Genomic DNA, 23,278 nt, shown 5'->3' with positions numbered 1-23,278 from the left:
CCTGCATTCTGGTGAATGAGAGATTCCGCAGATCAGGGTATAAGCCAATCGGCGAATAGGTGAATGGGCGGATGCGCCTATGCGCCTATGAGCAAATCAGTGCTTTCGTGTTTGCGCCAATGGGGCGTTTCGGCGAATGAGTGGTTTGGTGAATAGGCGAATGAGCGCCCAGGCGCATCTGCCAATCGGTGCTTGCGTTCATGCGCGAATAAGCATTTCCGTGTATGCGCGGATAGGTGAATAAGTGGATATGCGGGTGGTCGATCGAGAGGTTCGGCGCCTCGGCGTATGAGCGCATGGACGAATAGGCAGATCAGTGGACCTGCAATTGCGCGATTGGGTAAACGGGCGCGTCGGCAGAGCCGCATTTGACGACGCGACGATTGCTGACCGCGGTGCGGTTCGAGCAGTGCTTGCTGTCGGCAAGGGAAGCCGATGGCCGAACGGATGGTGAAGCCCTGCGGTTGCAGGATTGCAAGTCTGTTGGGGCGAGGGCAGAACCCGTCTGCTCTAGCGGCGCTTTCTGCGAAACGGGGTAATCAACCGGTCCGCGTTCTTCAACAGATCATCCGCCGGCTTTGTCGTCAGAATGACGGCGGCGAGAATGACTACCGACTGAACCGTCAGGATCACGACAAGGACTGCGATAATGACAACGAGAAAAAAGGGCATGGCATTCCAGAAGAGGGCGACAAGGAGCCAATAGAACGCAACCCATCCGATCGTTACGAGAACTTCCACATATCGCCTCATCAGGAATGGATCGGTTTTTCGGTTCCATGGAAGGGAGTAACGCGGCCCTTCGATTGCCTCCCGCTCTTTTCTTGCCGCGGCCTCGGCCCCGCGTTGTCTTTCCCGCTCGAGATAGGCTTCATATTCAGCCCTAGGACCGAGTAGGGCGCGCTGGTGCGCATATCGACGTATCCGCTTTCCAATGACCAGGGCGTCGGCAAGCGGCATGACGGTACGGCCAATCGTGCATAGCGCACCATTTCCGGTATCGCCAAGGCTGACGACGACCACGAGGACTCCCCAAATCACCGTGATGACCGAGAACAGGTTACGCCATACGATGATCGTGCTGGCATCGTAGATTTCCTCCCGGATAGCAAGCCCATGTCAGCACCACGTTCGCAACGATCAGAAGAGGCCACCCGAAGAGCAAGCCTGTGTATTTGTAGGTCAGTCTCTCCGGTGTTAGCCGGATCCGATTTCTCATATGTTCGTCGCTAATTTACGGGTCATTTTCGATCTGCCGTGCCCAAACGTTGGTTGTGGATCGCAGGTTGCCGCGGTTTTGGATGCAATGCGGCGGTCGGCTACCCTATTTCGGTGGCCGTCTTCGCGATTGCGTCGATTGCATCTGGCTGACAAAATTACACTAGAGTATAATAAATAGTCGACAAAGGTCGAAATTGTCGATCAAGATTTCTCATAGGTCTTCGGTCTCTGCTGACAGCGAAGCGAAATCAATCAGAAACCCCGGGTGCTCATCTGACAAGCTGTCGATCCCTACTGACGAAGGAAGGGTACAAGGTTCCGGTCTGCGTCGATTGCCCGGACTGCGGTGCGCAGACCCGCTCCGCCGGCATCGTTGTCGGGCCGTCGAGCTTGGTTGGGGCGGCCGGGGTTCTGGCTGATAGCGATGAACTGAACAAGCCATGGGCGCAGTTCGGTGCGTCTGCGTTTGTCGAGTCGTTCGGTGGTCGCACCGAGAATATCAAGCGCTTCGTCGTCGATCGTTTTCACAACGCGTTCGCCGTGCGGAGCGACCAGCTGGTGTCGATTTGTGAGCATTGCGAGGAGAGCCTTGTGCCGCACCTGATACGCTCGGCTGTCATGAATGGCTTCGTGCGTCTCGGACGGCGGCGGCTATTGGTCAACGAGCGCCTGCTGCTGTTTTCTGCGGCCGCGACGCTGACGGAATTTCATGGCGGCACCTTGATCGAAGACAGCGACCTGCCGCATCCGGATTACGTGATGATGCTCGTCTGCGACACGGAAAGCCGTGGCGGCGAAACGGGAACCCTCGAATTGTGGCACAGCATTGCGCGCAACGACTATGCGATCGTCGTCAAGGGACATGAGGGGCGCGAGATGTTTCGTGACAGTCTTAACGCCGATCTGGGGGAGGTTGTTGCGACCATTGCCGGCCTCGGGCTGGTGCTGACCGGGCTGCACATGGCGCAGGCCTCGTCACCCTATTGCAGGCTGGCCAGCGATCTCTTTCTCGTAGCCCTCGAACAGGCCGGATATCAGCAGGAAACCAGGAGGTGAACCGTGCGCATTTCGACAGCATTGTTGGGACCGTTGGCAATCGCAATCCCCCTGTCCGCATGTGGACAGCTAAAGCAGGCGCCGCGCCCCCTACCGCCCGCGCCGTTCGCCTATCTCAGCCTCACCGCCTGCAGGAACTATCCGGGCGATATCGTCGAGTGCCAGCTGGAACATGGCACCGAGTTCGGACGCAATCGTCTCGGCCCCGTGCAGCAGGTCTCACGTGATCTGGCGACAGGTTCTGGTGGCTATCGCTATCAGGTTTATACGTGCTGGCCGGCGCCCAGGGCTCAGCGGGAATTGCCGAATTTCACATGCCGAATCTATGGCAGCCGGTCCGGGGCCGAAGCCGGTTCGGTGCTGGTGAAAGGTGGTACAGCTGTACGGCTGGCGCGCATTCTCGGCGACCGTGAGCAGATCGAGTATCGATGGAAGCCTGACCCATGGTCGCGTCTACACGATTGAATCTCTTGCAAAATTTCTGGTGGGCGTTACCGGTGCTTTCGAAAATTATACTCCAGTGATATTTTGTGGTTGATTTTCAAGCCGCAATGCAGTTCAAAATCTTATACCGAAGTATAATTTTGGACTGGTTCGGATATGGATCACAGCCCGACATCTTCTGTGAAGAAACCACGACTCCGGCGACCGCGAAGCGTCGCCTGGCCTGCCGTGACATCCGCGCTTCTGGTCACCGGGTTCGCGACCAACGCCGCCGACAGCAGCCTCCCCGCAGGGACAGAAATTGTCGATCCGACCGACTTGTCTTCAGGTTCCGCCGATCGATGGCCGGAAAAGACGGCGTTGCTGCCGACAATCAACCTGGCCAGTTTCAACGAACGCTTCGGGGCAACCCCGGACGTGGGGATGATCACGGCAAAGCTGTCCCTGATCGATCCGGCAGGGGCGGAATTTGCCGACGACAATTCAAGCCTCCCGGGAGAAGCGGCCGGTAGGGCGAGAGCTCGGCGGGAACGCGCCGTGCTCTCGCCCATCAGCGCCTTCTCCTTCGATCCAGGCTCAGCCCGTCCGCTCATCGATCCGGCAACCGTACCGTCTGCCGATGTCGGACGGTCGTCAGGTGTACCGCGGCCCGACCTTCTTTCAGGCGTGCCAGAAGACTATGCGAAGCTCGCCGTGGCGATCGCGGCCGAGGAGGAGGTGGATCCGAACTGGGTTCTGTCGATCATGCGGGCGGAGAACGCCAGCTTCGATCCCGGGTTGGTCAGCCCTGCCGGAGCCGTCGGCCTGATGCAGGTGATGCCGAAGATCGGGGAAGCCTTCGGTGTAAAGGATCTGGCGGACCCCGAGCAGAATATCTGCGCCGGTGTCCGGTTCCTTCGTATCCTCATCGACAAATATCGCAACCCGGTGCTCATCGCGTCGGCCTACAACGCCGGCGAGCCCCGGGTCGATATCCATCGGTCCCTGCCGCTGATCCGGGAAACTGCGGACTATGTGACGCGTGTCGTAGGCTATTACACCGGCGCGGTGCCAATCTCCCCGACCCCAGGGGACGGACCGTCATCCCGGCCCGAGCCCGACCGTCCACGCCGCACAGGCCCTGCCGACCGGGCGAAATCCCCGATGCTTGTCTTCTCAGTACCGGACCCGCTCTCGCCGGACGCTCGCCTTCACCAAACGGAGAAGGCGGCCCAATTCGGCGGCGCAGTCAAAATCGTCAAGGAAGAGGTGGTTCAATGAACACGATCGCAGTGGCAGTCCTTTACGGCAGCATCGTCTGCCGTTCCCTGATCAAGCGCAGATGGATTGCCCACGTCTGGATGTTGCTGCTTGCGACCATGGTCGTGTTCGTCAGTCAATACGAACCGGCCGCCGCGCAGAGCCTGAAGGCCCTGGAACAGGGTGCCGACAGGCTGGTGCAGTTCTTTACCGGCTCGTTTGGCCGCTCGATTGGGGCGATCGCCTTTATCGGCATGTTCATGGCCGCAGCCTTTGGATTCTGGTCCTGGGGCGCTCTCCTTCGCGTTGCGGGATGCCTTGCCGGCATGTTTGCCGCCGCCGAGCTTGTCGACTTCGTTGCCGGCGGGGGGACGTGATCATGGCGACGCCCGGTAACAATGCCGAGAGAGGAGATGAGTATATCGATTCCTTCCCGGTCATTCTGGCCCTGACGCGCCCGCCGACGGTGATGGGAATCCCCTACACCTACTTCCTGGCGGAATGCTTCGTCTCGCTGATGGTGTTCATGGTGCTGGGATCGATCCTGTGGTTTCCCGTCTCCTTCGTCGTCCTGCACGGCATTCTCTATGTGCTGACGGTCAAGCTCGACCTCTGGTTTTTCGACATCGTCGGGCGCCTCAGCCTGTGCGGCGTCAATCCCCTCGGCCGCAGGTTGGGTGGGGGCATTCGGACCTACGGAGCTTGACCAATGGGTACCACGGCACGATCGCTGAAGGGAAGCTTGTCGAAGGGCTGGCAGATCTTTGCCGATCGCGGCATCTCGACCCATGTTCCTTTCTATGTCCCGATTGAAAACGGCATTATCCGGCTGAAGAACGATTGCCTGGTTTCGACTATCAAGTTGACGGGCTTCTCGTTCGAAACGGCTGATATCGAAACCATCAACATGCTACAGCGGCAGCGCAATGCCGCCTTCCGCGCCATTTCGTCGATCGGTAATTTCGCGCTCTACACCCATGTTATCAGGCGCAAGGTGACACCATCCTTGCCAGGCACATTTACCGATCCCTTCATCCAGCGCCTTGATGACGTCTATCAGGCGAGCATTTCCAGGAACGAGATGTTCGTCAACGACACCTATGTCTCGCTCGTCGTGCGCCCGTTGTTCAAAAAGGGTTCAGCGCTTTCCCGCATCATGGGCATCGGCGGCAATGTCGTACGCAAGGAGCAGTTCCGTTCGATGCGCGACAGGCTGGTCGAAGCCACCAAGGCGCTCGAAAAGTCGCTAGCCGCCTATGGCCCGAAGGTGCTGCGCGATGTGCAGCGTGTCCAGGTGGACCTTGGCAACGGAAAGACGATTTTTCGCGAATTTTCCGAAACCATGGTGCTCGACGAAACCACCCGGAAAATCTGGTTCTCAGAGCAATGCGAGTTCTTCTACACGCTGCTGAACGGCGGCCGGGTCCGGCCGATCCGGCTCGGCAACATTCCGATCGACGAGATGCTGCCGGCGCGGCGCACGTCGATCGGCAACCGCACCATCCATCTTGAGGGTGATACCGCCGGGGATGACCGCTATGCCGCAATGGTGTCGCTGAAGGAGTATCCACCCGAAACCGGCGCCGGCATGCTCGACTACATCTTGAAGCTGCCTTTCGAGATGGTCCTGACCCAGTCGATGTCCTTCATCGACGACATGGCAGCCCGCAGCCGGATCGAACGGCTCGACCGGCAGATGTCAAAGGCCGACGAGGGCGGCTCCAGCGTCCAGGCCAATCTCGATATTGCCCGCGACGAGCTGGCGAGGAAGCGCGTCGCTTTCGCTGAGCACCACCTGACCGTGATGCCGATTGCCAGGACGACGGCGCAACTCGACGATGGCGTCGCGCTTATTGGAAATGAATTGGGCGCGCTCGGAGCCTCCTATGTCCGTGAGGATTTGAACGCCGAGCCGGCCTATTGGTCGCAGCTTCCCGGCAATCAGGTCTATATCGCCCGGCGCGCCGTGATTTCGACCCTCAACTGCGCGGGCCTCAGCAGTTTCCATGCCTATCCCTATGGCAAGCCGGACGGCAATCACTGGGGACCGGCGATCACCATCTTCGAGACGACGTCGGGCACGCCGTTCTTCTTCAATTTCCACCAGGGCGACGTCGGACACACGACGGTGTTCGGGCCGACCGGCTCCGGCAAGACCGTGATCATGGCCTTCCTGATTTTGCAGGCCTACCGCGTCAGTCCGCAGCTGAAGACGATCGTCTTCGACAAGGATCGCGGCCTCGACATCATGGTGCGCGCCGCCGGCGGAACCTACATGACGCTCGAACCCGGCGAGCCATCGGGCTGGAATCCTTTGCTTCTCGACGACACCGAGGATAACCGGGTTTTCCTCTACGGCCTTTTGAGCTTCATGCTGAAGCCCTCAAGGGAAGGCGAGAGCCTGACGCCGCAGGAAGAGGCGATCATCCGCAACGCGATCAAGTCGGTCCTGAAGACGAAGGACCGGTCGTATCGCCGCCTGTCGTCGCTGCGCGCGCTTCTCGCCGGAAGCGAAAGGACCGAAGGAAGCCTGATTGCCCGGCTCGACAAATGGGTCGATCACGGCCCCTATGCCTGGCTGTTCGACAATGCCGAGGACAATCTCGATATCTCCCGGCCGATGATCGCCTTCGACATGACTTCGATCCTCGACGATCCGCCCGTGCGCACCGCAGCACTCCTTTACATGTTCCACCGGCTGGATGCGATCTATGACGGCAAGGCGCCGATCATCAACCTGATGGACGAGGCCTGGAAGCTGCTCGACGACGAGGAGTTCAAGCGCACGATGAAGGATTATTTCAAGACCATCAGAAAGAGAAATGGTCTGGTGATCTTCGGCACGCAGTCGGCCGATGACGTGGTGCAATCGAGCGTCAGCCGGACGATCATCGAGCAGACGTCCACCAACATCTTCTTTGCCAATCCGAAGGCCGACGAAAACTCTTACATGGATCATTTCGGCCTCTCCAGGGCCGAGTTCGATTGGGTGAAAAATGGCGACCCGAGTTCGCGCTTCATGCTGATCAAGCAGGCGAAGAGCAGCGTGATCGCGCGCGTCAACATGTCCCACATGCCCGAGTTCATCAAGGTCCTGTCCGGCCGGGAGGAGACCGTCCGCGAAGTCGAGATGCTGCTCGACGAATATGGCGACGATCCGAAGAACTGGCTGTCGAAATTCTGCGACTGGGAAGGGGGAGCGTCCGATGAAGACCGCAAGGCTTCCTGATCTGGCGACCGTCAGCGCGCTTGCGCTCGCCACCCTGTTCGCGCCCGCGCCTGTCTTCGCGCAGGTGCCGGTGATCGACAATGCCCGCCGGGACATCCAGCGCGCGACCGAGCACTGGTACAAAACCTATCAGGCGGACACGCAAGCGGTGAAGGGCGCGTCGGGCGGAACGACGGACAGCGTGGCGCCCGGGCAGGGTTCGGGTATGCCACTCGACTGCTCGACTGACGGCATGGCCAGCGATACCGTTCCCGCCGGGCCATCGAAGCGGACCCATAGCCAGCAGGAAGTCGCCCGCATGGTCGCGGACGAGGCGATCCGCCAGGGTGTCGATCCGAATTTCGCGCTGGCGATCGCCGAGCAGGAATCGCGCTTTCGCCAATCCGCACGCTCTCCGGTCGGCGCCACCGGCGTCATGCAGCTGATGCCGGGAACCGCCGCTGGTCTCGGCGTCAATCCCTACGACACGCGCGACAACATCCGCGGGGGCGTCAAATACATCAAGCAGCTGCAGGGGATGTTCGGCAATCGTTATGACCTGATTGCCGCCGGCTACAATGCCGGACCCCATCGCCAATCCCTGCAGAACGGCCGGATTCCCAACATTCCCGAGACCCAGGACTACGTCAAAAAGGTCTCCGCCTATTACAGCCGTAACAAGGCGCAGAACGGCGACCGCACACCGGCAGGCGGTGCTGCCGAGCCCGAAGCCGTGAGCGACAACCAGGGATGCGGCGAACAGCTGAAGAAGGCCGTCGATCGCAACACAGAGGCTCAAGTTCAGCGTGGCAAGGTGTGGAACGAGTTCGTCCGCAAATCGACCGAGGCGAACCGGCAATATCTCCAGCGGCTTCAGGCCGGGCTGCGCTCGTCGTCGGCGAACCTGCGCGGATCGGGCGGCGGCAATGCCAGGGAGCATGATGGGTCGCTGGTGATGGCTGAGGTGCAGTGCCCGTCGACGATCATCGACACCGGCAGCACCCGCTGCTTCGCCGTGCCGTCGACCGCCACCACGGATCAGATCCAGCGCTGGCTCGAGGATCTCCAGGAACTGGCGCGCGCCAATGGCACTGTCGCGACCTTCTCGGCGATGGACGATCCAACGCTCGGGCTGGTCACGGTCGTCGATGCCAGGCCGACGGCGAATTGAACAGGTAAAGAGAGGACAGGCAGATGAGAAAATTCGTTGTCGCAACAGCCATCAGCTTGGCTGCCATATCGCAGGCCGCTGCTCAGGTGCCGGTCAAGGATTCGGCCAATATCTCGATAAGCCAGGAGATCGAACGGCTTTCGAAGCAGATCCAGGAAGATACATCGGTCGTCAAGGACAACACGACCAAGACGCTGCAGGCGATCACCGGCGACCGGACGCAGGACGCCAGCCAGTTCGCAAAACTTGCGACCGGCAATGGATTCAGTATGGGGCAGGCCCCTGATTTCAACAGCATCCTGTCGGGAAACCAGGCGCTGTTCGGCGGGATCGGCGGCGAGTTCCAGAACACGGCGGCCAGGCTGATCAACGGGCTGAACCTGGTTAAGATGGTCGTCGATACGGTCAAGGGCGGTGAGATGTCCGGCGCAAACCAGGCCTATTCGCAAGGCATCAACGCGCTGACGACCATGACGGCGCTGACCGAGGCGATGAACAGCGCCACTAAGGACCGGCAGGATTCCTTCACGGCGGCAACGCAGCAGATCGGCACGGCGCACGACCTGAAGGGGGCGCTGGAGCAGAACACCCAGATGGTGCTTCAGGGCAACCAGACCGCCAATGAGGCCGTCGGCTCGCTCAACAACCAGGTCATGCTTTTGAATCAGCAATACAAGGCAGCACTCGCAACCTCGTCCCAGAATCTCAAAACCTTCGCGACGCTGCCCGACAGCGTCATGCGCGGCGGCGGGGCCGGCGGGCAGGGCGTCTCGGTTCGCGACCAGTTGCAGGCGTTCGAGGAGCAGAACCAGTGAGGGTTTTGCTCATGTTGATGCTCAGCGGTGCAGCGCTTTCCGGCTGCGGCGGCAAGGTCGAGCAACTGGCGAAATGCTCGGCTGACGAAAACCCCGTGCCCGCACTTGGCTACAACAGAGAACAGGCTCCGACGCCGCCGGAACAGGCGCTGGTGGCCGCGACCGATGATTGCGGCCCGATGCGGCCGGTCAATCCATTTTAAGGGGGCGAGATGGATCCAGTCAGCTACGCGGTCAATTTCTATGGCGATGCACTCAGCTATTTCGACAAGATCAACGAAGCGTCCATGGAAAGAGCCTGGGGGCTGTTTGCCGAAAACGGCAATCTGATCTCGACTATCCTGGCGCTGTTTCTCATCCTCTATTTTCTCTGGGGTGCACTGGGCCTCTCGAGCATCTCCTTGCAGGATATGGCTATCACCGCCTCGAAGCTTGCGCTCGCCTATGCGCTGGTCATGTCCTGGGCCACCTTCTACGACAATATCGGCCAGTTCGTGCTGTCGTCGCCGCAGGACCTTGGTGCGGCCATCTCCTCGGAGATGGGCGGGGGATCCGCCGGCTCCGATCTCGCCAGCCAGGTCGCCAGTATGGCGCGCAAGGTCTACGACTTTGCCATGCAGCTCTTCAATTCCTACGAATCCGGATGGCTGCCGAATGTCACCGGCGCCGTGGTGGTCTTTATCGTGCTCGTCTTCGGCCTCCTGCCGATGCTGCTCATTCTGACCGGTGTGACGCTGTTCGCGAAGATGATTACCGCCGTCATGCTGGCGATCGGGCCGATCGCCATTCTTTCCTATTTCTTCGGCATCTCCCGCTTCGTCTTCGACGCCTGGGTGAGGGGTATCGCCTACGGCATGTTCATGCTGCTCTTCACCTACATCATGGCCGGGCTGTCGTTCGGGTTCCTGATCGGCATGATGGATACGATCAATGGCGACATGGCGACGAGGGAAAACGCGCTCGCCATCGTGCTTGCCATGGTGCTCTACCTGGCGCTCATCTCCTATTTCATTTTCCAGGTTCCGGACTTCGCCCGCACCTTCGCCTACGGCACGATGACCTCGGCTGTTCCGGGCGGTGGTGGTGTCCCCGGGATCTATGGCGCCGCCCGTTCAGGGCTCGCATCCAGCAATTCCAGGGCCGGGCAAACCGCCGCCGCCGCACTTGGCCTGCTCGCCGGACCGAAAGGCGCGGTGGCGGCGAGTGGTCTTGCCGCGCGCGGCGCAATGGCTGGCACAATTGCCGGTACGGGCGCGCTCGGCCGAATGCTCACGAACCGCCGCCGCAACGGCGAGTGACCGGAACAATGGCGCAGATGACTTCAGGTTTTTGACGACCGAGATTTCGAGGACAGCACTTGGCATTGTTCAAAAGGCAATTGAAAGCCGCCCCGACCGATCATGTTTCTGGCCCACAGGAGATCTACGATCAGCATTTGTCCTGGGGCGAAAAGAACCGCTCGCTTCGGACCCTGGTCGGCCTGATCCTGCTGGTTTTCGCCGTGGCAGGCTGGGCCGTCGCCGGCGTGCTGTCGTTTTCGGTGGCACAGCTCTTTCCGCTTGTCCGAACCGAGGTCGTGCCGCTGATCGTCGACAGGAACACCGGCTACATGGAGACGGTGACCACGCTCGAAAAGGACCGCACAGGCGTCTCGGAGAACCAGGCCGTTCGCGCAGCCTTCGCCGGCAATTACGTGATCCGGCGCGAAACCTACGATCCCCGCTATCTGTCGGATAATTTCGACATGATCGCCCTTTGGTCCGAACCGGGCTCTCAAGCGTTCAAGGATTATGAGGCGTGGATGAACCCCTCCAATCCGCAGGGGCCGGTCAAGATGCTTGGCGCCACCGGCGAGATCCGCCCGGAAATCCTGTCGGTCAATCCGCTCAATCCCTCGACGATGGCTGTCCGCTTCGAGACGCGGGAACGGCAGCGCGGCGGCGAGGTCGTCAATCGCTGGTCGGCGACCGTGCGCTACCGGCAGATCAATCTGCCCGCCAGCAACAGGGTTCGTCTCTACAACCCACTCGGCTTCGTCGTCACCGAATATGCGAAGGTCCCCGAAACCATGCCGTCGGGGATTACTCCATGATGCGGCGGACGGCGGCGATATCCCTTTTGATGCTGCTCGCGCCGACGGTAGCCCACGCCGAACTGGTCGCCCGGCCGGGACGGCTTGACCCGAGAATCCGGTCGCTTCCCTATTCGGCGGAACAGGTGTTTCTGGTGACGGGCACCTACGGCCTGGTGACGACGATCCTCTTCGGAGCGGACGAGGAGATTACCCAGGTCGTGGCTGGCGACACCGTTTCCTGGCAGATCCTGACCTCGGCCGACCGGCGTTCTCTGACCTTGAAGCCGATGGAAAAGGACGCGGCGACCAATCTTTCGGTCGTGACGACGAAGCGAACCTATTCCTTCGATCTGCGCATCAACGACAGCAAGGCGATGCACAACCAGACTTTCAAGCTGCGGTTCATCTATCCCGAGGACGCCGGCCTCAAGGGAACGGCCGAACTCTGGAGGCAGGCGCAGGAGGCCGAGCGCAATCCGAACATCAAAAACATCCGTCGCGACAAGGTGAACTACGATTACGGCTTCAAGGGAAGCGACGGCGCCAAGCCGCTCTGGGTTTTCGATGACGGGTTGAAGACCTTCATGAAGTTCACCGGCGACGTTCCGGCAATCTTCATCGTCGATGGCAATCGGCGGGAGAGCCTCGTCAATTACCGTCGCGAAGCCGATTACATCGTCATCGACAAGGTCTCACGGCAGTGGACGCTGCGCTATGGGACAGAGCTCGAGACCTGCCTCTTTAATCTCCGGACCACGCCCGCCGATATCCCGGCGCCGATCGAAGGTGCGGTAGCGCCGAAACGGATCGGCGGCGGAGCCACGCATCAACAATCGACGTCACGATAGGAGACGCGCCATGTCCGATCCCAACTACCATTCGATCGACACCGATACCGCCATCGGCGGAGAGGTCAGGCGATCGGGAATAGGGCTGATGCGCCCGATCGCGGTTGTCGCCGGGATCGCCGGTGTTGGTGTCGTCCTCTACTTTCTACTTGCCGGCGGCGAGCAGGAACCGGCAATCGACACGACGCCACGTGAGGAGTTCCGGCCGGTGCAGACGCCGCGCAGCGAGGGCTTCCGGACGCCTTCGCCGCCACCGCTGCCCACGGTGGAGGTGCCTGTGGCTCCGCCGCCTCCACCCCCGCCGCCAGCCCCGCTCGTGCCGGCCGCCGTCCCGGTCGCACCGCCGGTGGAAGTGGATTGCTCCAGGGGCAACAATGCCGATCACCCCCGCTGCATCGAACTTGCGAGGGAGGCGAAACTGCTGGAGCGTGTACGGTCTTCGGCCATGGTTTTCGACCAGTCGGACCAGGCGAACGGTGCGGCGCGGGCATCCGCCGATGCCACAGGCGCGGGAGCCTTCGGTGGCGATGCTTCGTCGTCCGCTCAGGCATCGGCCGGTTCGGAAGGGGCAACTGTCGACAACGATCGCGCCTTTCTGAAGACAATCGGCGGGCAGGGGGTCGAGGTGTCGGTCGCGACAGAAAACCGCCGCGCGGACGCCTGGATTCCACAGGGCACGATGATCCGCGGGACGCTGGAGACGGCCATCAATTCCGACCTCGCCGGCATGGTCAAGGGAATTGTCCGCGCGGACGTCTATTCCTTTGACGGCCGCCGCATCCTCATCCCCGCCGGTTCCTCGCTGATCGGCGACTACAAGTCCGGCGTCGAACGCGGGCAGGAGCGGGTCCTGATCGTCTGGACCCGAATGATCCGCGGCGACGGCGTCTCGGTGCAGCTCGGCTCCTATGGCACCGACCGGCTTGGGCGTTCGGGCATGACCGGCATCGTCGACCGGAAATATTGGGAACGGTTCGGGCCGCCGGCACTGATGACGCTGATCGGCGGCGCGACGCAATACATCGCCCAGCTCGGCCAGAGGCAAGACCGCTACATCACCATCGTCAACGACAATGGCAGCGTCACCCGCATCCCGCAAGACAATGGCGAAACATCGCAGGATCGTGCCCGCGAGATTGCTGCCGAGACCATTGCCGCGGGGATTCAGCAACTGGGTAATGAAGCCTTTCAGGACAGCCGCAATATCCGGCCGACAATCCATATTCCGCAAGGGTCCGATATCAACGTCTTCGTGACGCGCGACCTCGACTTCGCCGGGCTTTATCCCGATCCGGTGCGCGAGGAATTCGAGCGGCTGCGCAAGGTAAGATACGGCAAATGAACGCACGTCCCGCGATTTCCGCCGAACAGCATTTTCTGGCCGAGGCGCTGGAGCCAATCCGCGTATTCCTCGACGATCCTGCCGTGGTCGAGATCTCTTGCCAGCGCAGCAACGAGATCTGGCTGGAAAAGATCGGCCAGCTTCGGATGGTGCGGCAGGAGATCGTTGGACTGGACCAGGAGGCGATCCGCCACATGGCGTCACGCGCCGCGTCCTTCACCAAGCAGACGATCAACGCCGAAAATCCGCTTCTGTCGGCGACGCTTGACGGCGGCGAGCGCGTCCAGTTCGTCTTGAACCCGACGTCGGCAACCGGGCACGCCTTCTCGATCCGCAAGCAGTTCATCCGCCACTTCGACCTCAACGACTATGAGAAGGCAGGCGCCTTCCGTTTCACCAAGGTGACGGGCGACGACTATATTGATGACGTCGACGTTGAGCTCTCGCGTCTGCTGCGGACCGGACAGGTGAGGCCATTCCTGGAGCTGGCCGCCGTCAATCACCGCAGCATGCTGATCTCGGGAGGTACCTCGACCGGCAAGACGACATTCCTCAATACGATGCTGACCGCCATCCCGAAGCATGAGCGCTTCATCCTGATGCAGGATACTGCCGAGCTGGAGCCGTTACAGGAAAATGTCGTTTCGCTGCTCGTCTCGAAAGGCGGCCAGGGGGAGGCGAGGGTGACGATGGCCGATCTCCTGGCCACCGCACTACGTCTTCGCCCCGACCGCATTTTCATGGGTGAGTTGCGCGGCGACGAGGCCTTCGACTTCCTCAACGCCATCAACACCGGCCATCCGGGCTCGATGTCGACCATCCACGCGAACTCGCCCCATCACGCCTTCAACAGGCTGTCGACGCTGGTGCTCAACAGCAATGTCCGCATGGAGCGCGACGACATCATCCGCTACATCCGCTCGATCGTCCCGATTGTGGTCCAGTTGAAGAAAAGTGATGCCGCCGGCGGCCGCGGCGTCAGCGAGATCTATTTTGCCGACGAGGTTGATGAACATGGCCAGCGCGTACACGGACGAAGAGACTGATCGCCCGAAATGGTCGGGCCTTCAGAAATTGTCTTTCCTGACATTGCCTGTCGCCCTCCTGGGCGCCGGCGCCGTGTGGCTCGTCTTTTTTACGCTGATCTACGATGCCTATCTCACGTCGTTCGGATCGGCGTCATATTTCGACTATGTGGGACAGGTGCGCTTCACCGAGGCCGCCCGCTACACCTGGTCGATCATTCACACCCGCAATACGGTTGGATTGTCACTTCTGGCATTTGCTCTTGCCTCGCCGTTCCTGTTTTTCCTGCTGTGCCTGTGGATGCTGAAGGCGGGCAGGGCGCTCTCGCGCAAGATCCTCTACCTCCTGCATGTGCGGTCGATGTTCAGCCTGATCGCGATGACGGCGCTCATCTTTACCGCCGCCTGGGCCGGCGCCGTTGTTTATGGTCTTGCCTTTTATCTTGTTGCAACCAGGGCCGGCGCGCATGCCGATATCGCCAGCTACTATGGCAATCATCTCGCCGCCATGTACCAGGTGCCATTCGGCGCGACCGACGCCACCGGCGCATATCAGCGGCCTTCGCGACAGACAGTTCTTGCAGCGCTCGCCGGTCTTGCCACCGCCGGCGCCTTGGTCGGGTTTCCGATTGGTGCTGCGATCCAGAAGCGCCAGCGGATGATCATGGGCAAGGCGCGGTTGGCGACCTTAAAGGATGCGGCCGATTTTCGCCTGCGCGACAAGCACGGCATCGTGCTCGGGCTGAAACAGGGGCTTTTGCTGCGCAATGACGGCGACCAGCATGTGATGCTCATCGGCTCGCCGGGGCAGGGCAAATCGCGCGGCTTCGTCATTCCATCCATGATGAGCTTCGAGGGCTCGCAGGTCGTGCTCGACATGAGCGGCGAACTGTTCGAGGAGACCTCCGGCTATCTGAAGAGCAAGGGTTACGAGACCTATCTGCTGGCCCCCGGCTCGAAATTCACGGACGGCTACAATCCGCTCGATCTGATCAGCGACGACCCGCATCAGCGAATTACTGACCTCCAGAAATTGACACAGATGCTGCTGCCGGAGCGCCTGCGGTCCGACTCCTCCGATTTCTGGGAAGAGAGCGCGAGAATTCTGTTCACCGCCATGCTTGGTTTCGTCCTCGAATGCCCGGACACGCGCAAGTCGCTGAGCGAACTCTACCGCATCCTCAATTCCATGTCGGACGAGCGGAAGGCAATCGTGCAACTGCTGGAAAACTACGAGACGGTCCTGTCCGACCAGACCCGCATGCAGCTCACCAAGTTTGCCGGCCGTCATGAGAAGCTGGGTGAGGGGATCGCGGCGGAGATCGTCGCCAAGCTCAACTTTCTGCAAAATCCCCTGGTCGAAGCGCTCACCTCGATCACCACCATCCCGATCGACAGCATTCGCCGGCGCAAGATCGTTATCTATATCCAGGCGGACTGGAATGCCATGCAGATCTATGAGCGGTTGATCTCGATGTTCATCCAGCAGATGGCCGACAAGCTCGTCCAGATGGGGTGGCTGCGCAATGGCGAACACGAGGTCATGATGATGCTCGACGAGTTCGGTAATGGCGGCCGTATCGATACGGTGCTGACGCTCGCGCCGCTGATCCGCAAGAACGGGGTCCGCTTCGTCTTCATCCTCCAGGACGGCGCCCAACTGGAGCGGTTGTACCAGCGATCGGGCCAGAAGATCCTCATGGGCGCCTCGACAATCAAGGTATTCATGAATTTCCAGAACCAGGACGATGCGACGGCGGTGTCGTTGGCGGCCGGAAAAACGACGGAATGGGTCGAGCAATCGTCCTATTCCCATCGCCATGGCCGCAGGCAGCGGTCGATTTCGAAGGTGCCGGTTTCGGTCGACCTCTTGCCGGTCAATACGCTGATGATGATGAAACCGGAAGAGGCGATCCTGCAGGTCACCGGCATGCCGCTGATGCGCATCATGAAACTGGACTCCGGCGGCGAACGCATGTTCGCGAAGGTACGGAAGTTCAAGATGGTGGGAAAGCCCTGTCTGAAGCCGGTCGAGTGGACGGTTGCCGACAGCGACAACTTCAATCCGGTGGCGCCGCCGGCGACGAAGGCCGCGAATCCAACCGATCGGCAGGGGGCCCCGGCGCCCGGATCTGACATCGATCTTGCGGCCATCGAACGGGCGAGGCGGCCACAGGAACTTCGTTTCATCGTCAAGGAGGGCGTTCGCCATGTCTATATTTCCTCCCTCGATGAACTGCGCCGCCGGCTGGATCTCGATGAGAAACGGGCTGCGGGTGTTACCGAAGAAGAGCTTCACAGCGAAGAGCCGCAGGCGGGACGCAAGCCTGCCTGCAACGCAGCCGGCTGGAAAGAGACGCGTGGCAAGGCGAGAGGTCCTCGCGCCAGGGCGGCCAATGACATGGATCTCGATATCGACGAGGAGAAGCTCAATCGAAATTCCTATTCGGGGTCGCCTGCACGACGGCGCAATCAGCAAGGCAATCGATCCGCTCCGGCCGAGAGTCCTCTCAACCGGGAGACCGGTTCGCCCGTTCTGCGGCGCCAGGAGGTGAAAGAGGCATTCGGAGATGATCTCCAGGCCTTGAACGAGGCGGTCTTCCGGCAGGCCGAAGAAAAGCCGATCGAGCCGACGGAATTGAACCCGGATGTCGAGCTGCTGATCGACACTCTCTCCAACCGTCTGACGGAGGACAGTTCGCGGGCCTGGCTGCGCGAATTCGCTGACCTAGCCCGCGATCCTCTGCGCGAAGGCGCGGATCAATCGGAAAACTAGCTGAGGGACGTGGAGCGGAGCGACCCGGCCATCGCCGATTTAACGCGCAGGACGAAACCGGGTCGTTGCGCCCGCCGATAAGGAGAATGATATCATGGCCAGGATTGAACACCTTGCAGATCGCCATCTTTCGGACGCGCGCAGTCTCGAACGGATCGTCGCCGCAGCCAGGGCCGATCCGGGCCTCTGGCTGATGGTGAAGGAGCGGGAAATGGAGATGCGCGCGATAAGGGCCGAACTCGAGCGCCTCGATGCTGACGCCGACGAGATTGATCGTCTGTTTCCGGACAGGCTGAAGCCGCGGTTGTCGGAACTTGCCGACCAACTCGTGTCGCGCATGTTCGGAAGCTGCCCGCCGGAGGTGTTGGTTCCCGTTGAGGAAGCCCTGCTTGATGCTGCGAAACGTGAGCTGGATGCGTCCAGACGGCGCGATGACTGATAATTGCTTGCGTGCTCGGTGGTATACCGATCACGCCACTCAAATCGGGAATGTTCCACGCGGACAGCAGCGCGATCTGCATACGGGCCATCTTGTCGAAGCTGGAGCACGACCAGAGGCGTCCGCGCGACAGCTGTTCCGTCCGAGGATCCGGCCGTTTTGTTCGCCCCCTATGCTGCTCATTTTTAGATACACATTGTGTATCTGGTTGTGTTATCGTGGCTTGGAAAGGAATCTACACATGGCCACAAAATCGTTGACGGACTCACATGCCAAGCCGGTCCACCTGCGTATCCGCGAGGACGTGCGCAAGGTGATCGATCGCGCCGCCAGCATTCGCGGCAAGAGCCGCACGGATTTCATGATCGATGCGGCTTACCGCGCTGCGGAAGACGCCTTGCTCGACCAAACTCTTGTGCGGGTTGATGAGGACAGCTATCGCCACTTCCTCTCCGTCCTCGATCAGCCGCCGAATGGGGAAGGTTTCGAGCGGTTGATGAACGCGCCCAAGCCTTGGCAGTCCTGATGCTTTCCGCTCCGGCGCTTCTTGAGGAGGCGCATGACCTTGACCTGTTCCAGAGCGGAAACGATACGCTCGATGAATGGCTGCGCCGCCGCGCGCGACCCAATCAGGTCAGCGGTGCGTCCCGGACCTATGTCGTCGCCGAGGGGCAGCGCGTCGTCGGCTATTATTGCCTTGCGTCTGGCGCGCTCGATCTGGCCGATGCGCCGGGATCGGTTCGGCGAAACATGCCAGATCCAATTCCCATGGCGGTTCTTGGTCGGCTTGCCATCGATCGCGGTTGGCAGGGCAGGGGATTGGGCGCGGCGCTTTTGCAGGATGCCGTCCTTCGCACATCGCAGGCGGCGTCCATCATGGGCATTCGCGGCCTTCTTGTGCATGCGATTTCCGAAGACGCCAAAGCCTTTTACGAGCACTATGGTTTCCTATGCTCTCCCAATCAACCCATGACGCTGGTGCTCTCGCTTAAGATCAGGACCGGATAGGGGCGGGCAGCCCGATTAATTTGGCGATTGGTTGAAGAATTTCCAGTCGCATTTGTATTGGCTATGCATGACGTATCTGATCGATCACCCAGTCCTGCAGGCGTTTGGCGGTGCTTGAAGCGTTCGCCTCCGCGAGATCCTCGGGAAAGATGCCGAAAATCGGCCCGAGATGCTTCATTCGCTGCACGGTCTTGTCTTTGGCTTCTCGATATTTCTCGATTTCCATGCCGAAAGCCTCGATGATGAGCGTTACGGGCTTACGCTCCTTGTAGGTTGCTTCGATCACGAAGTCCGGCCGGCATGGTCCGAGCAGCGTTTCCGACGCAAAAAGCGGCTTGGTAATCTTGATGCGAAGTTCTGGGGCGGCATCGAACAGAGACTGCTGCAGCCAGAACAACAGATGCGAAACCTCCCGCTCGAAACCGGATTCCACCGGAAACAGCGTGTCGCCATTGTAGACCGGCTGCGCATAGGCCTGGATTGCCCGCACCGGTCCTTCGTCGTCGTCCTGAAAGTCGACATTCAGCAACGTCAGGAAGGGGCCGCGACGTGCTGGATCTCCTCGAAGCGGCTGCCGCACTTTGCCAACTACGTCGATGGGGCGCGATGACGACGCCGGCATGATCGCCTGTGGCGAAACGCTTGTCGAAAGCAGCAGCATGAAACCCGTGCGGCGAAGCGTTGCCGGCCAATCCGGGCGCGACGTCTCGAGCAACCGCTGCCATCGGCTGTCGGGCTCCCGGTAATCCGCCGCCCAGGTCGACAGCAAGGCGTTGAGCGTCCAGGTCCGCAGCACCCTGAGCTCTTTCGCGGCGGCACGGAGTTTCGAGAGCTGATCTCGCAGCGCAAGATTGGCATCTTCCTGCAGCGGCCGGATCACGTTCATGTCGGCATCATCGAGCAGGCGCCACAGGATACCGCCAAGTCTGGAGGGCCGGTCGTTCCGCTCTAAGGAGCGTGCGGGGTCGCGGTCCACGACATCCGCAAGGCGGTCGGGAATGGCCGGCAGCGCGTCGATGTAACTGCGGTCGGATTTTCGCACCGGCCGGATGTGATAGCTTTGATCGACGAGCGCCGGCGTGGCATCCCTGTCGACATGGAAGGGGCAGATGTGTGCATGGTTCGGCCGCTCCTCGTGCCGAAGCGGGTCCGCGTCCTTCGGTGTCAGCCGCCGCAGGGTGAATGTGCGCTCCTGCTGGATCGGAGCGAGCAATGGCTGGAACCGGCCGGTGAGGCAATCGCATTCGATCCAGCCATTCATCACCCTAGCCTGCCTGATCGCCGCAAGGGCGATCGCCTTTTCCTCGTTGGACGCCGCATCGCCATACCAGGCACGCAGCGCGGCCGCCTCGGTTGCGGTGAGCTCGGCCAGCCCGTTACCTGGACTGTTGCGGACGACTATACGCATGCGATCCGCGAGTGGTCAGCTTGCGGGTCGTTGTGTGGACCGCAAGCATTCACCAGTCCTCTTGCACCACCTGATCGTAGCGGTATAGGTGTAAGCAGCGTAACGAAGTTGTGAACTGCCCAAAACGAAAGATAGACAACAATCGGTTTACGCTTGGTCGTGTCGGTTTCCAGTCGGTATCGGGTATTGGATGAACAAGGAAATATCGAAGGTCTTGCGAACACGTCGCGGCGACAAGCACTGCCGTGTGTCCGAGCGCGTGTCTGCCTGTCATAGCTCGCTGGCGTCTTCGGCGAGGGATGGCGATCGATGCCCCGTTTGAAACGCAATATTCCGGTCGAGCCGGTCGACATTTCGTCATTGAACTCGCTGTCGTTCCAGGAAAGGCTCGCCATTGGCTTGGAGCGATTGAAGGCCGAGCGCAAGTTGACGAACAAGGAATTGGCCGAGCAGCTTGGGGTGACTGAAGCATATATGTCACAGGTGACCCGCGCCATGCGTGACGTCAAGCTGTCTACCCTCGACAAGATGCAGCGCGAATGGAACGTCGTTATCGAGGATTTGCTCAAGATCACCGAAGACGATCTCCATCGGGTCGCGGTCTGGAAAGCGCGCCGCAGACAAAAGAAAGCCGCGACGACGCCCTGATCCTTACGAGCGCCATGGCTGCGGCGGGCGAGCGCTAGTGGTTCAGATTGAACCAGAATCGTTCCTTCGCACCGTTGTCATTCGGAACATCGAAAAACCAGGGATCGGCGCGTCGCGGCCTCGGAGTGGCGACCTGCTGGATGCAGTCCTCGCCGTCCCGACCGAAACGCCGGTTGATCGTCAACCCGGCCGACCGGGCATCGCCATCGCGCTGGCCCGACGCCCGGCAGACGTCGACCCGCCTAATGCACTGGTCGGGTTCACCACGCCAGCCGCGGTCGTCTTGCGAGCTGTAGCCGACGGTCGTTCCCGCAGGGCAGTCCTCGTAAATCTCGCGCCCGGGCCTTCCCGCCTTGGCTTCATGGCAAATGGGCCACGAGAACCCGGGCTTCGACATGGCCGCGATGAGCCTTGTCATTGGCGGAACGCAATAGGGGACGCCATGCCAGGACGGATTCTTTGATGCCGCGCACAGCAGGACCTGGCATCCCCAGGAGGCATCCTCGGCTTTTGCTGCCGCCGGCAGCCCGGCGCCCACAGCGATCAAACCTGCGGCACAGATCACGATCGATTTCACTGTTTGCCTCCTTTGCATCTCCTATTGAACTTGCGTCCAGGTGCCGTCGATCTTTGCAAAAGATAGGACACCGGGTTGTTTCGTCCCTGCGAACGAGCCGCTCGTCGTGCTGATAATGCCGGTACAGGTGACGCCGGGTACGGCCTGGCGCGGTTTGCATTCCGAAATCCGGATCGAGCGGCCCGATCTTGCGATCGCGGCACTCGCCTCCTCGTCGCTTGGAACCTCTACTTGTGATCTTTGCTGGGCCTCTTTTTTCAGACGGGCGATCTCTTGTTCGAACTCCTCAGTCTGACCGCTTCGTACCAGCTCACTGATGGCGTATCCGCCGCCCGTTCCGACGAAGAGAGCGATTGCTGCAGGGATCAGCGCTCCATTGTGAGGCTTGCTCATCGGCGACCTCAATATCCCTCGATTCCGAGGCGCTTCAGGATGGCGATCGGATCGGTTTCGCAAACCTTCTTCCATTCACGATGCTGGGCGCAGGCATAGGCATATTGGCTGAGGTCTGCCGAGGAGAGGTCCGCAAGCCTGGTGCCGACTGCCTTCCATTGCTGCACCTCGGCGGAATCGCAACCGGCGCCGCCCGCGCCGCAAAAATCGGGATCGCGCCGTTCGATCTGCGTTTGGGTGGCGCCGTCTTGCGCACTGGCCGCAAGAGGGACAAAGCCGAAAAGCAGCGTCGCAATTCCCAAGGATTTGAAAAAGCGTTTCATTCAACCTCCGTGCGCGTCCGTGAGGGACAGCGAATTGTTTGGGACGACAGGCAGGGGCAGGGGCAGGGGAAGGGGAAGGCCACCTTGGGACTCTGGTGAACGTCTGTCGGGATTCTCTTCACGCACCGTGGATGTGTAGAGCCAAGGAGGATCCAAGTCGGATGACGACCAGACGCCGAAACCAAGCCCTCGGGCCTTTCTCTCGATATCGAAATAAGCGGAGACATGAGGTTCATTGCGATAATTGAAGGCGTAGCCGATGCCTTCGGCAATCGCCGTCGCTGCCAGGTTGGATTCGCCAACAAAACAATGGGCGATCAGGGTCCTGTTGTTGTCGCGAGCGATCGGTGCGCAATTGACGTCCTGGCCCAGTGTTCGAAGGATCATCCAGGCGCGCGAGACCTGTCCTGCCGGCCACGTCACACCTTCGCTCGTCGCCGCCTGGTCCGGGCGAGGGGCTTCGTATCCAGCGAGCCGCACGACCAGACGGCTGTTGATGAATTCGAATGTGGTGCCATCGATGACCTGCACCTTGCCGTAAATCTGGCGTGGCACGTCGTTTGGGCGGCCTTGCGCCAGCGATGCCGTCGAGGTCGCGGCGAGCAATGCCATCGAGAGAGTGACAAGTTTCATCGCGATGTCTCCGCCTGCTGCATGAGGACGGTGACGGGATGTGGCAAGTCCGAATAGGCCCACAGGCCTGCGCGTACTGCCCGCGCACTGTCCTCGGCAACCCGATAGCCGGGAACGATCAATTGGCCGGCGCCATCGACCGCGGCAAATCCCCATCCTTGAGCGATCATGTAGGTTGCCAGATCGTAGCGATGCTGGCCCGCTGTCGTCTGGCATGCGACCACCGTATTGTTCTGGTCGATCTCCTGTATGCGCGCGCAGACCGGTCTCGTGTCCCGGACCAACGCCTGCGTCATGATCACGTTGAGCTCTCCGCAGTCCCGGACAGCCTCGCCGGAAAGCCTGATGCTGGTGCCGCGCAGGCACGCTTGCAGTCCATAAAGCCGATAGCGCCGGCCGCCGGAGACCCAGCTATCGCCGGTCTCGAATTGAGCCTGGGCCGGGAACGGCACGAATTCCGATGACGCAGTGCCCTTGTCGCCGGCTACTGCACGTTCGGCTGCCGACGCCTGGACAGGAACGATCCGGGGAGAGACGCCACGTGGAAACTGGGCACCGGCAAGCATCGGCACCAAGGTGATGCTTGCATACAGGCCGGAAACTGCGATCGTGGAAATCAGCATGAGCCCT

At 60.7% G+C, this 23,278-nt stretch carries 27 protein-coding genes; 19 read left to right on the top strand and 8 right to left on the bottom strand.

The genetic code is table 11. From position 1 onward, the window contains the following. Positions 1-510: 510 nt before the first annotated feature. Together J5276_RS25250 and J5276_RS30550 are read right to left on the bottom strand one after the other, a co-directional pair. On the bottom strand, positions 511-1,023 hold the full coding sequence (locus tag J5276_RS25250) for a hypothetical protein (protein WP_209159817.1): 513 nt from the start codon (positions 1,021-1,023) through the stop codon (positions 511-513). A gap of 489 nt (positions 1,024-1,512) precedes the next feature. Continuing rightward, positions 1,513-1,749 carry a hypothetical protein gene (locus J5276_RS30550; RefSeq protein WP_247749993.1) on the bottom strand — a complete coding sequence of 79 codons (237 nt, stop codon included), beginning with the start codon at positions 1,747-1,749 and terminating at the stop codon, positions 1,513-1,515. Positions 1,750-1,812: 63 nt separating this feature from the next. Here J5276_RS30550 and J5276_RS30545 point away from each other — a divergent pair, with 63 nt between their 5' ends. The 18 genes from J5276_RS30545 to J5276_RS25160 all read left to right on the top strand — a co-directional run bounded on the left by J5276_RS30545 (position 1,813) and on the right by J5276_RS25160 (position 18,666). Continuing rightward, positions 1,813-2,277 (top strand): hypothetical protein, encoded by a 465-nt coding sequence (locus J5276_RS30545; RefSeq protein ID WP_229002288.1) that lies wholly within the window; start codon positions 1,813-1,815, stop codon positions 2,275-2,277. A gap of 3 nt (positions 2,278-2,280) precedes the next feature. Continuing rightward, the gene (locus J5276_RS25240) at positions 2,281-2,742 is read left to right on the top strand and encodes a hypothetical protein (protein WP_209159816.1); all 462 of its coding nucleotides are present in this window, start codon (positions 2,281-2,283) and stop codon (positions 2,740-2,742) included. A 207-nt stretch (positions 2,743-2,949) separates the two neighbouring features. After that, a complete protein-coding gene (locus tag J5276_RS25235) occupies positions 2,950-3,981 on the top strand; it encodes a lytic transglycosylase domain-containing protein (RefSeq protein ID WP_255610402.1) in 1,032 nt (343 codons plus the stop codon). Further along, the gene (locus tag J5276_RS25230; protein WP_209159814.1) at positions 3,978-4,337 is read left to right on the top strand and encodes a TrbC/VirB2 family protein; all 360 of its coding nucleotides are present in this window, start codon (positions 3,978-3,980) and stop codon (positions 4,335-4,337) included. Before J5276_RS25235 ends, J5276_RS25230 begins: the two co-directional genes overlap by 4 nt. Before the next feature lie 2 nt (positions 4,338-4,339). Next, a complete protein-coding gene (locus tag J5276_RS25225; protein ID WP_209159813.1) occupies positions 4,340-4,666 on the top strand; it encodes a VirB3 family type IV secretion system protein in 327 nt (108 codons plus the stop codon). 3 nt (positions 4,667-4,669) lie between these two features. Then, positions 4,670-7,189 carry a VirB4 family type IV secretion/conjugal transfer ATPase gene (locus tag J5276_RS25220; protein ID WP_209159812.1) on the top strand — a complete coding sequence of 840 codons (2,520 nt, stop codon included), beginning with the start codon at positions 4,670-4,672 and terminating at the stop codon, positions 7,187-7,189. Continuing rightward, complete coding sequence (locus J5276_RS25215; protein WP_209159811.1) at positions 7,167-8,339, top strand: lytic transglycosylase domain-containing protein; 1,173 nt, start codon at positions 7,167-7,169, stop codon at positions 8,337-8,339. Before J5276_RS25220 ends, J5276_RS25215 begins: the two co-directional genes overlap by 23 nt. Before the next feature lie 23 nt (positions 8,340-8,362). Continuing rightward, entirely contained in the window at positions 8,363-9,154 is a 792-nt protein-coding gene (locus J5276_RS25210; protein ID WP_209159810.1) for a conjugal transfer protein, read from the top strand. Further along, the gene (locus tag J5276_RS25205; RefSeq protein WP_209159809.1) at positions 9,151-9,357 is read left to right on the top strand and encodes a hypothetical protein; all 207 of its coding nucleotides are present in this window, start codon (positions 9,151-9,153) and stop codon (positions 9,355-9,357) included. Before J5276_RS25210 ends, J5276_RS25205 begins: the two co-directional genes overlap by 4 nt. A gap of 9 nt (positions 9,358-9,366) precedes the next feature. Continuing rightward, positions 9,367-10,452: a type IV secretion system protein gene (locus tag J5276_RS25200; RefSeq protein WP_209159808.1), complete on the top strand. Its 1,086-nt coding sequence runs from the start codon at positions 9,367-9,369 to the stop codon at positions 10,450-10,452. 59 nt (positions 10,453-10,511) lie between these two features. After that, complete coding sequence (locus tag J5276_RS25195; protein ID WP_209159807.1) at positions 10,512-11,246, top strand: virB8 family protein; 735 nt, start codon at positions 10,512-10,514, stop codon at positions 11,244-11,246. Continuing rightward, complete coding sequence (locus J5276_RS25190) at positions 11,243-12,076, top strand: TrbG/VirB9 family P-type conjugative transfer protein (protein WP_209159806.1); 834 nt, start codon at positions 11,243-11,245, stop codon at positions 12,074-12,076. Before J5276_RS25195 ends, J5276_RS25190 begins: the two co-directional genes overlap by 4 nt. A 10-nt stretch (positions 12,077-12,086) precedes the next feature. After that, positions 12,087-13,418, top strand: coding sequence for a type IV secretion system protein VirB10 (virB10, locus tag J5276_RS25185; RefSeq protein WP_209159805.1), 1,332 nt, complete (start codon positions 12,087-12,089; stop codon positions 13,416-13,418). Beyond that, positions 13,415-14,464 carry a P-type DNA transfer ATPase VirB11 gene (virB11, locus tag J5276_RS25180; RefSeq protein WP_209159804.1) on the top strand — a complete coding sequence of 350 codons (1,050 nt, stop codon included), beginning with the start codon at positions 13,415-13,417 and terminating at the stop codon, positions 14,462-14,464. Before virB10 ends, virB11 begins: the two co-directional genes overlap by 4 nt. Further along, positions 14,433-17,219, top strand: coding sequence for a type IV secretory system conjugative DNA transfer family protein (locus tag J5276_RS25175; protein ID WP_209159803.1), 2,787 nt, complete (start codon positions 14,433-14,435; stop codon positions 17,217-17,219). The genes virB11 and J5276_RS25175 overlap by 32 nt, the downstream gene beginning before the upstream one ends. Positions 17,220-17,313: 94 nt before the next feature. Next, positions 17,314-17,658 (top strand): hypothetical protein, encoded by a 345-nt coding sequence (locus J5276_RS25170; protein ID WP_209159802.1) that lies wholly within the window; start codon positions 17,314-17,316, stop codon positions 17,656-17,658. A 241-nt stretch (positions 17,659-17,899) separates the two neighbouring features. After that, positions 17,900-18,184, top strand: coding sequence for a DUF1778 domain-containing protein (locus J5276_RS25165; protein WP_209159801.1), 285 nt, complete (start codon positions 17,900-17,902; stop codon positions 18,182-18,184). Continuing rightward, complete coding sequence (locus J5276_RS25160) at positions 18,184-18,666, top strand: GNAT family N-acetyltransferase (protein ID WP_209159800.1); 483 nt, start codon at positions 18,184-18,186, stop codon at positions 18,664-18,666. The genes J5276_RS25165 and J5276_RS25160 overlap by 1 nt, the downstream gene beginning before the upstream one ends. A 61-nt stretch (positions 18,667-18,727) precedes the next feature. Here J5276_RS25160 and J5276_RS25155 read toward each other — a convergent pair whose 3' ends face one another. Then, positions 18,728-20,074 (bottom strand): hypothetical protein, encoded by a 1,347-nt coding sequence (locus tag J5276_RS25155; RefSeq protein ID WP_209159799.1) that lies wholly within the window; start codon positions 20,072-20,074, stop codon positions 18,728-18,730. 309 nt (positions 20,075-20,383) lie between these two features. Here J5276_RS25155 and J5276_RS25150 point away from each other — a divergent pair, with 309 nt between their 5' ends. Then, positions 20,384-20,722: a helix-turn-helix domain-containing protein gene (locus tag J5276_RS25150; protein ID WP_209159798.1), complete on the top strand. Its 339-nt coding sequence runs from the start codon at positions 20,384-20,386 to the stop codon at positions 20,720-20,722. A 34-nt stretch (positions 20,723-20,756) separates the two neighbouring features. Here the strand turns inward: J5276_RS25150 and J5276_RS25145 are convergent, their stop codons facing one another. Genes J5276_RS25145 through J5276_RS25125 form a run of 5 tightly spaced genes read right to left on the bottom strand, consistent with a single transcriptional unit; the run spans position 20,757 to position 23,271 of the window. Then, positions 20,757-21,317, bottom strand: a complete 561-nt coding sequence (locus J5276_RS25145) for a hypothetical protein (protein WP_370647642.1) — start codon at positions 21,315-21,317, stop codon at positions 20,757-20,759. Positions 21,318-21,320: 3 nt separating this feature from the next. Then, entirely contained in the window at positions 21,321-21,692 is a 372-nt protein-coding gene (locus J5276_RS25140) for a hypothetical protein (RefSeq protein ID WP_209159796.1), read from the bottom strand. An 8-nt stretch (positions 21,693-21,700) separates the two neighbouring features. After that, the gene (locus tag J5276_RS25135) at positions 21,701-22,015 is read right to left on the bottom strand and encodes a hypothetical protein (protein ID WP_209159795.1); all 315 of its coding nucleotides are present in this window, start codon (positions 22,013-22,015) and stop codon (positions 21,701-21,703) included. Next, positions 22,016-22,648: a thermonuclease family protein gene (locus tag J5276_RS25130; RefSeq protein ID WP_209159794.1), complete on the bottom strand. Its 633-nt coding sequence runs from the start codon at positions 22,646-22,648 to the stop codon at positions 22,016-22,018. Beyond that, positions 22,645-23,271 carry a thermonuclease family protein gene (locus J5276_RS25125; protein WP_209159793.1) on the bottom strand — a complete coding sequence of 209 codons (627 nt, stop codon included), beginning with the start codon at positions 23,269-23,271 and terminating at the stop codon, positions 22,645-22,647. The genes J5276_RS25130 and J5276_RS25125 overlap by 4 nt, the downstream gene beginning before the upstream one ends. Positions 23,272-23,278 lie beyond the last annotated feature (7 nt).

Source organism: Agrobacterium sp. S7/73, assembly GCF_019355535.1.
GTDB lineage: Bacteria > Pseudomonadota > Alphaproteobacteria > Rhizobiales > Rhizobiaceae > Agrobacterium > Agrobacterium tumefaciens.
Note: the sequence above shows the minus strand (reverse complement) of the source record. Positions and strands in the feature narration are given on the sequence as shown.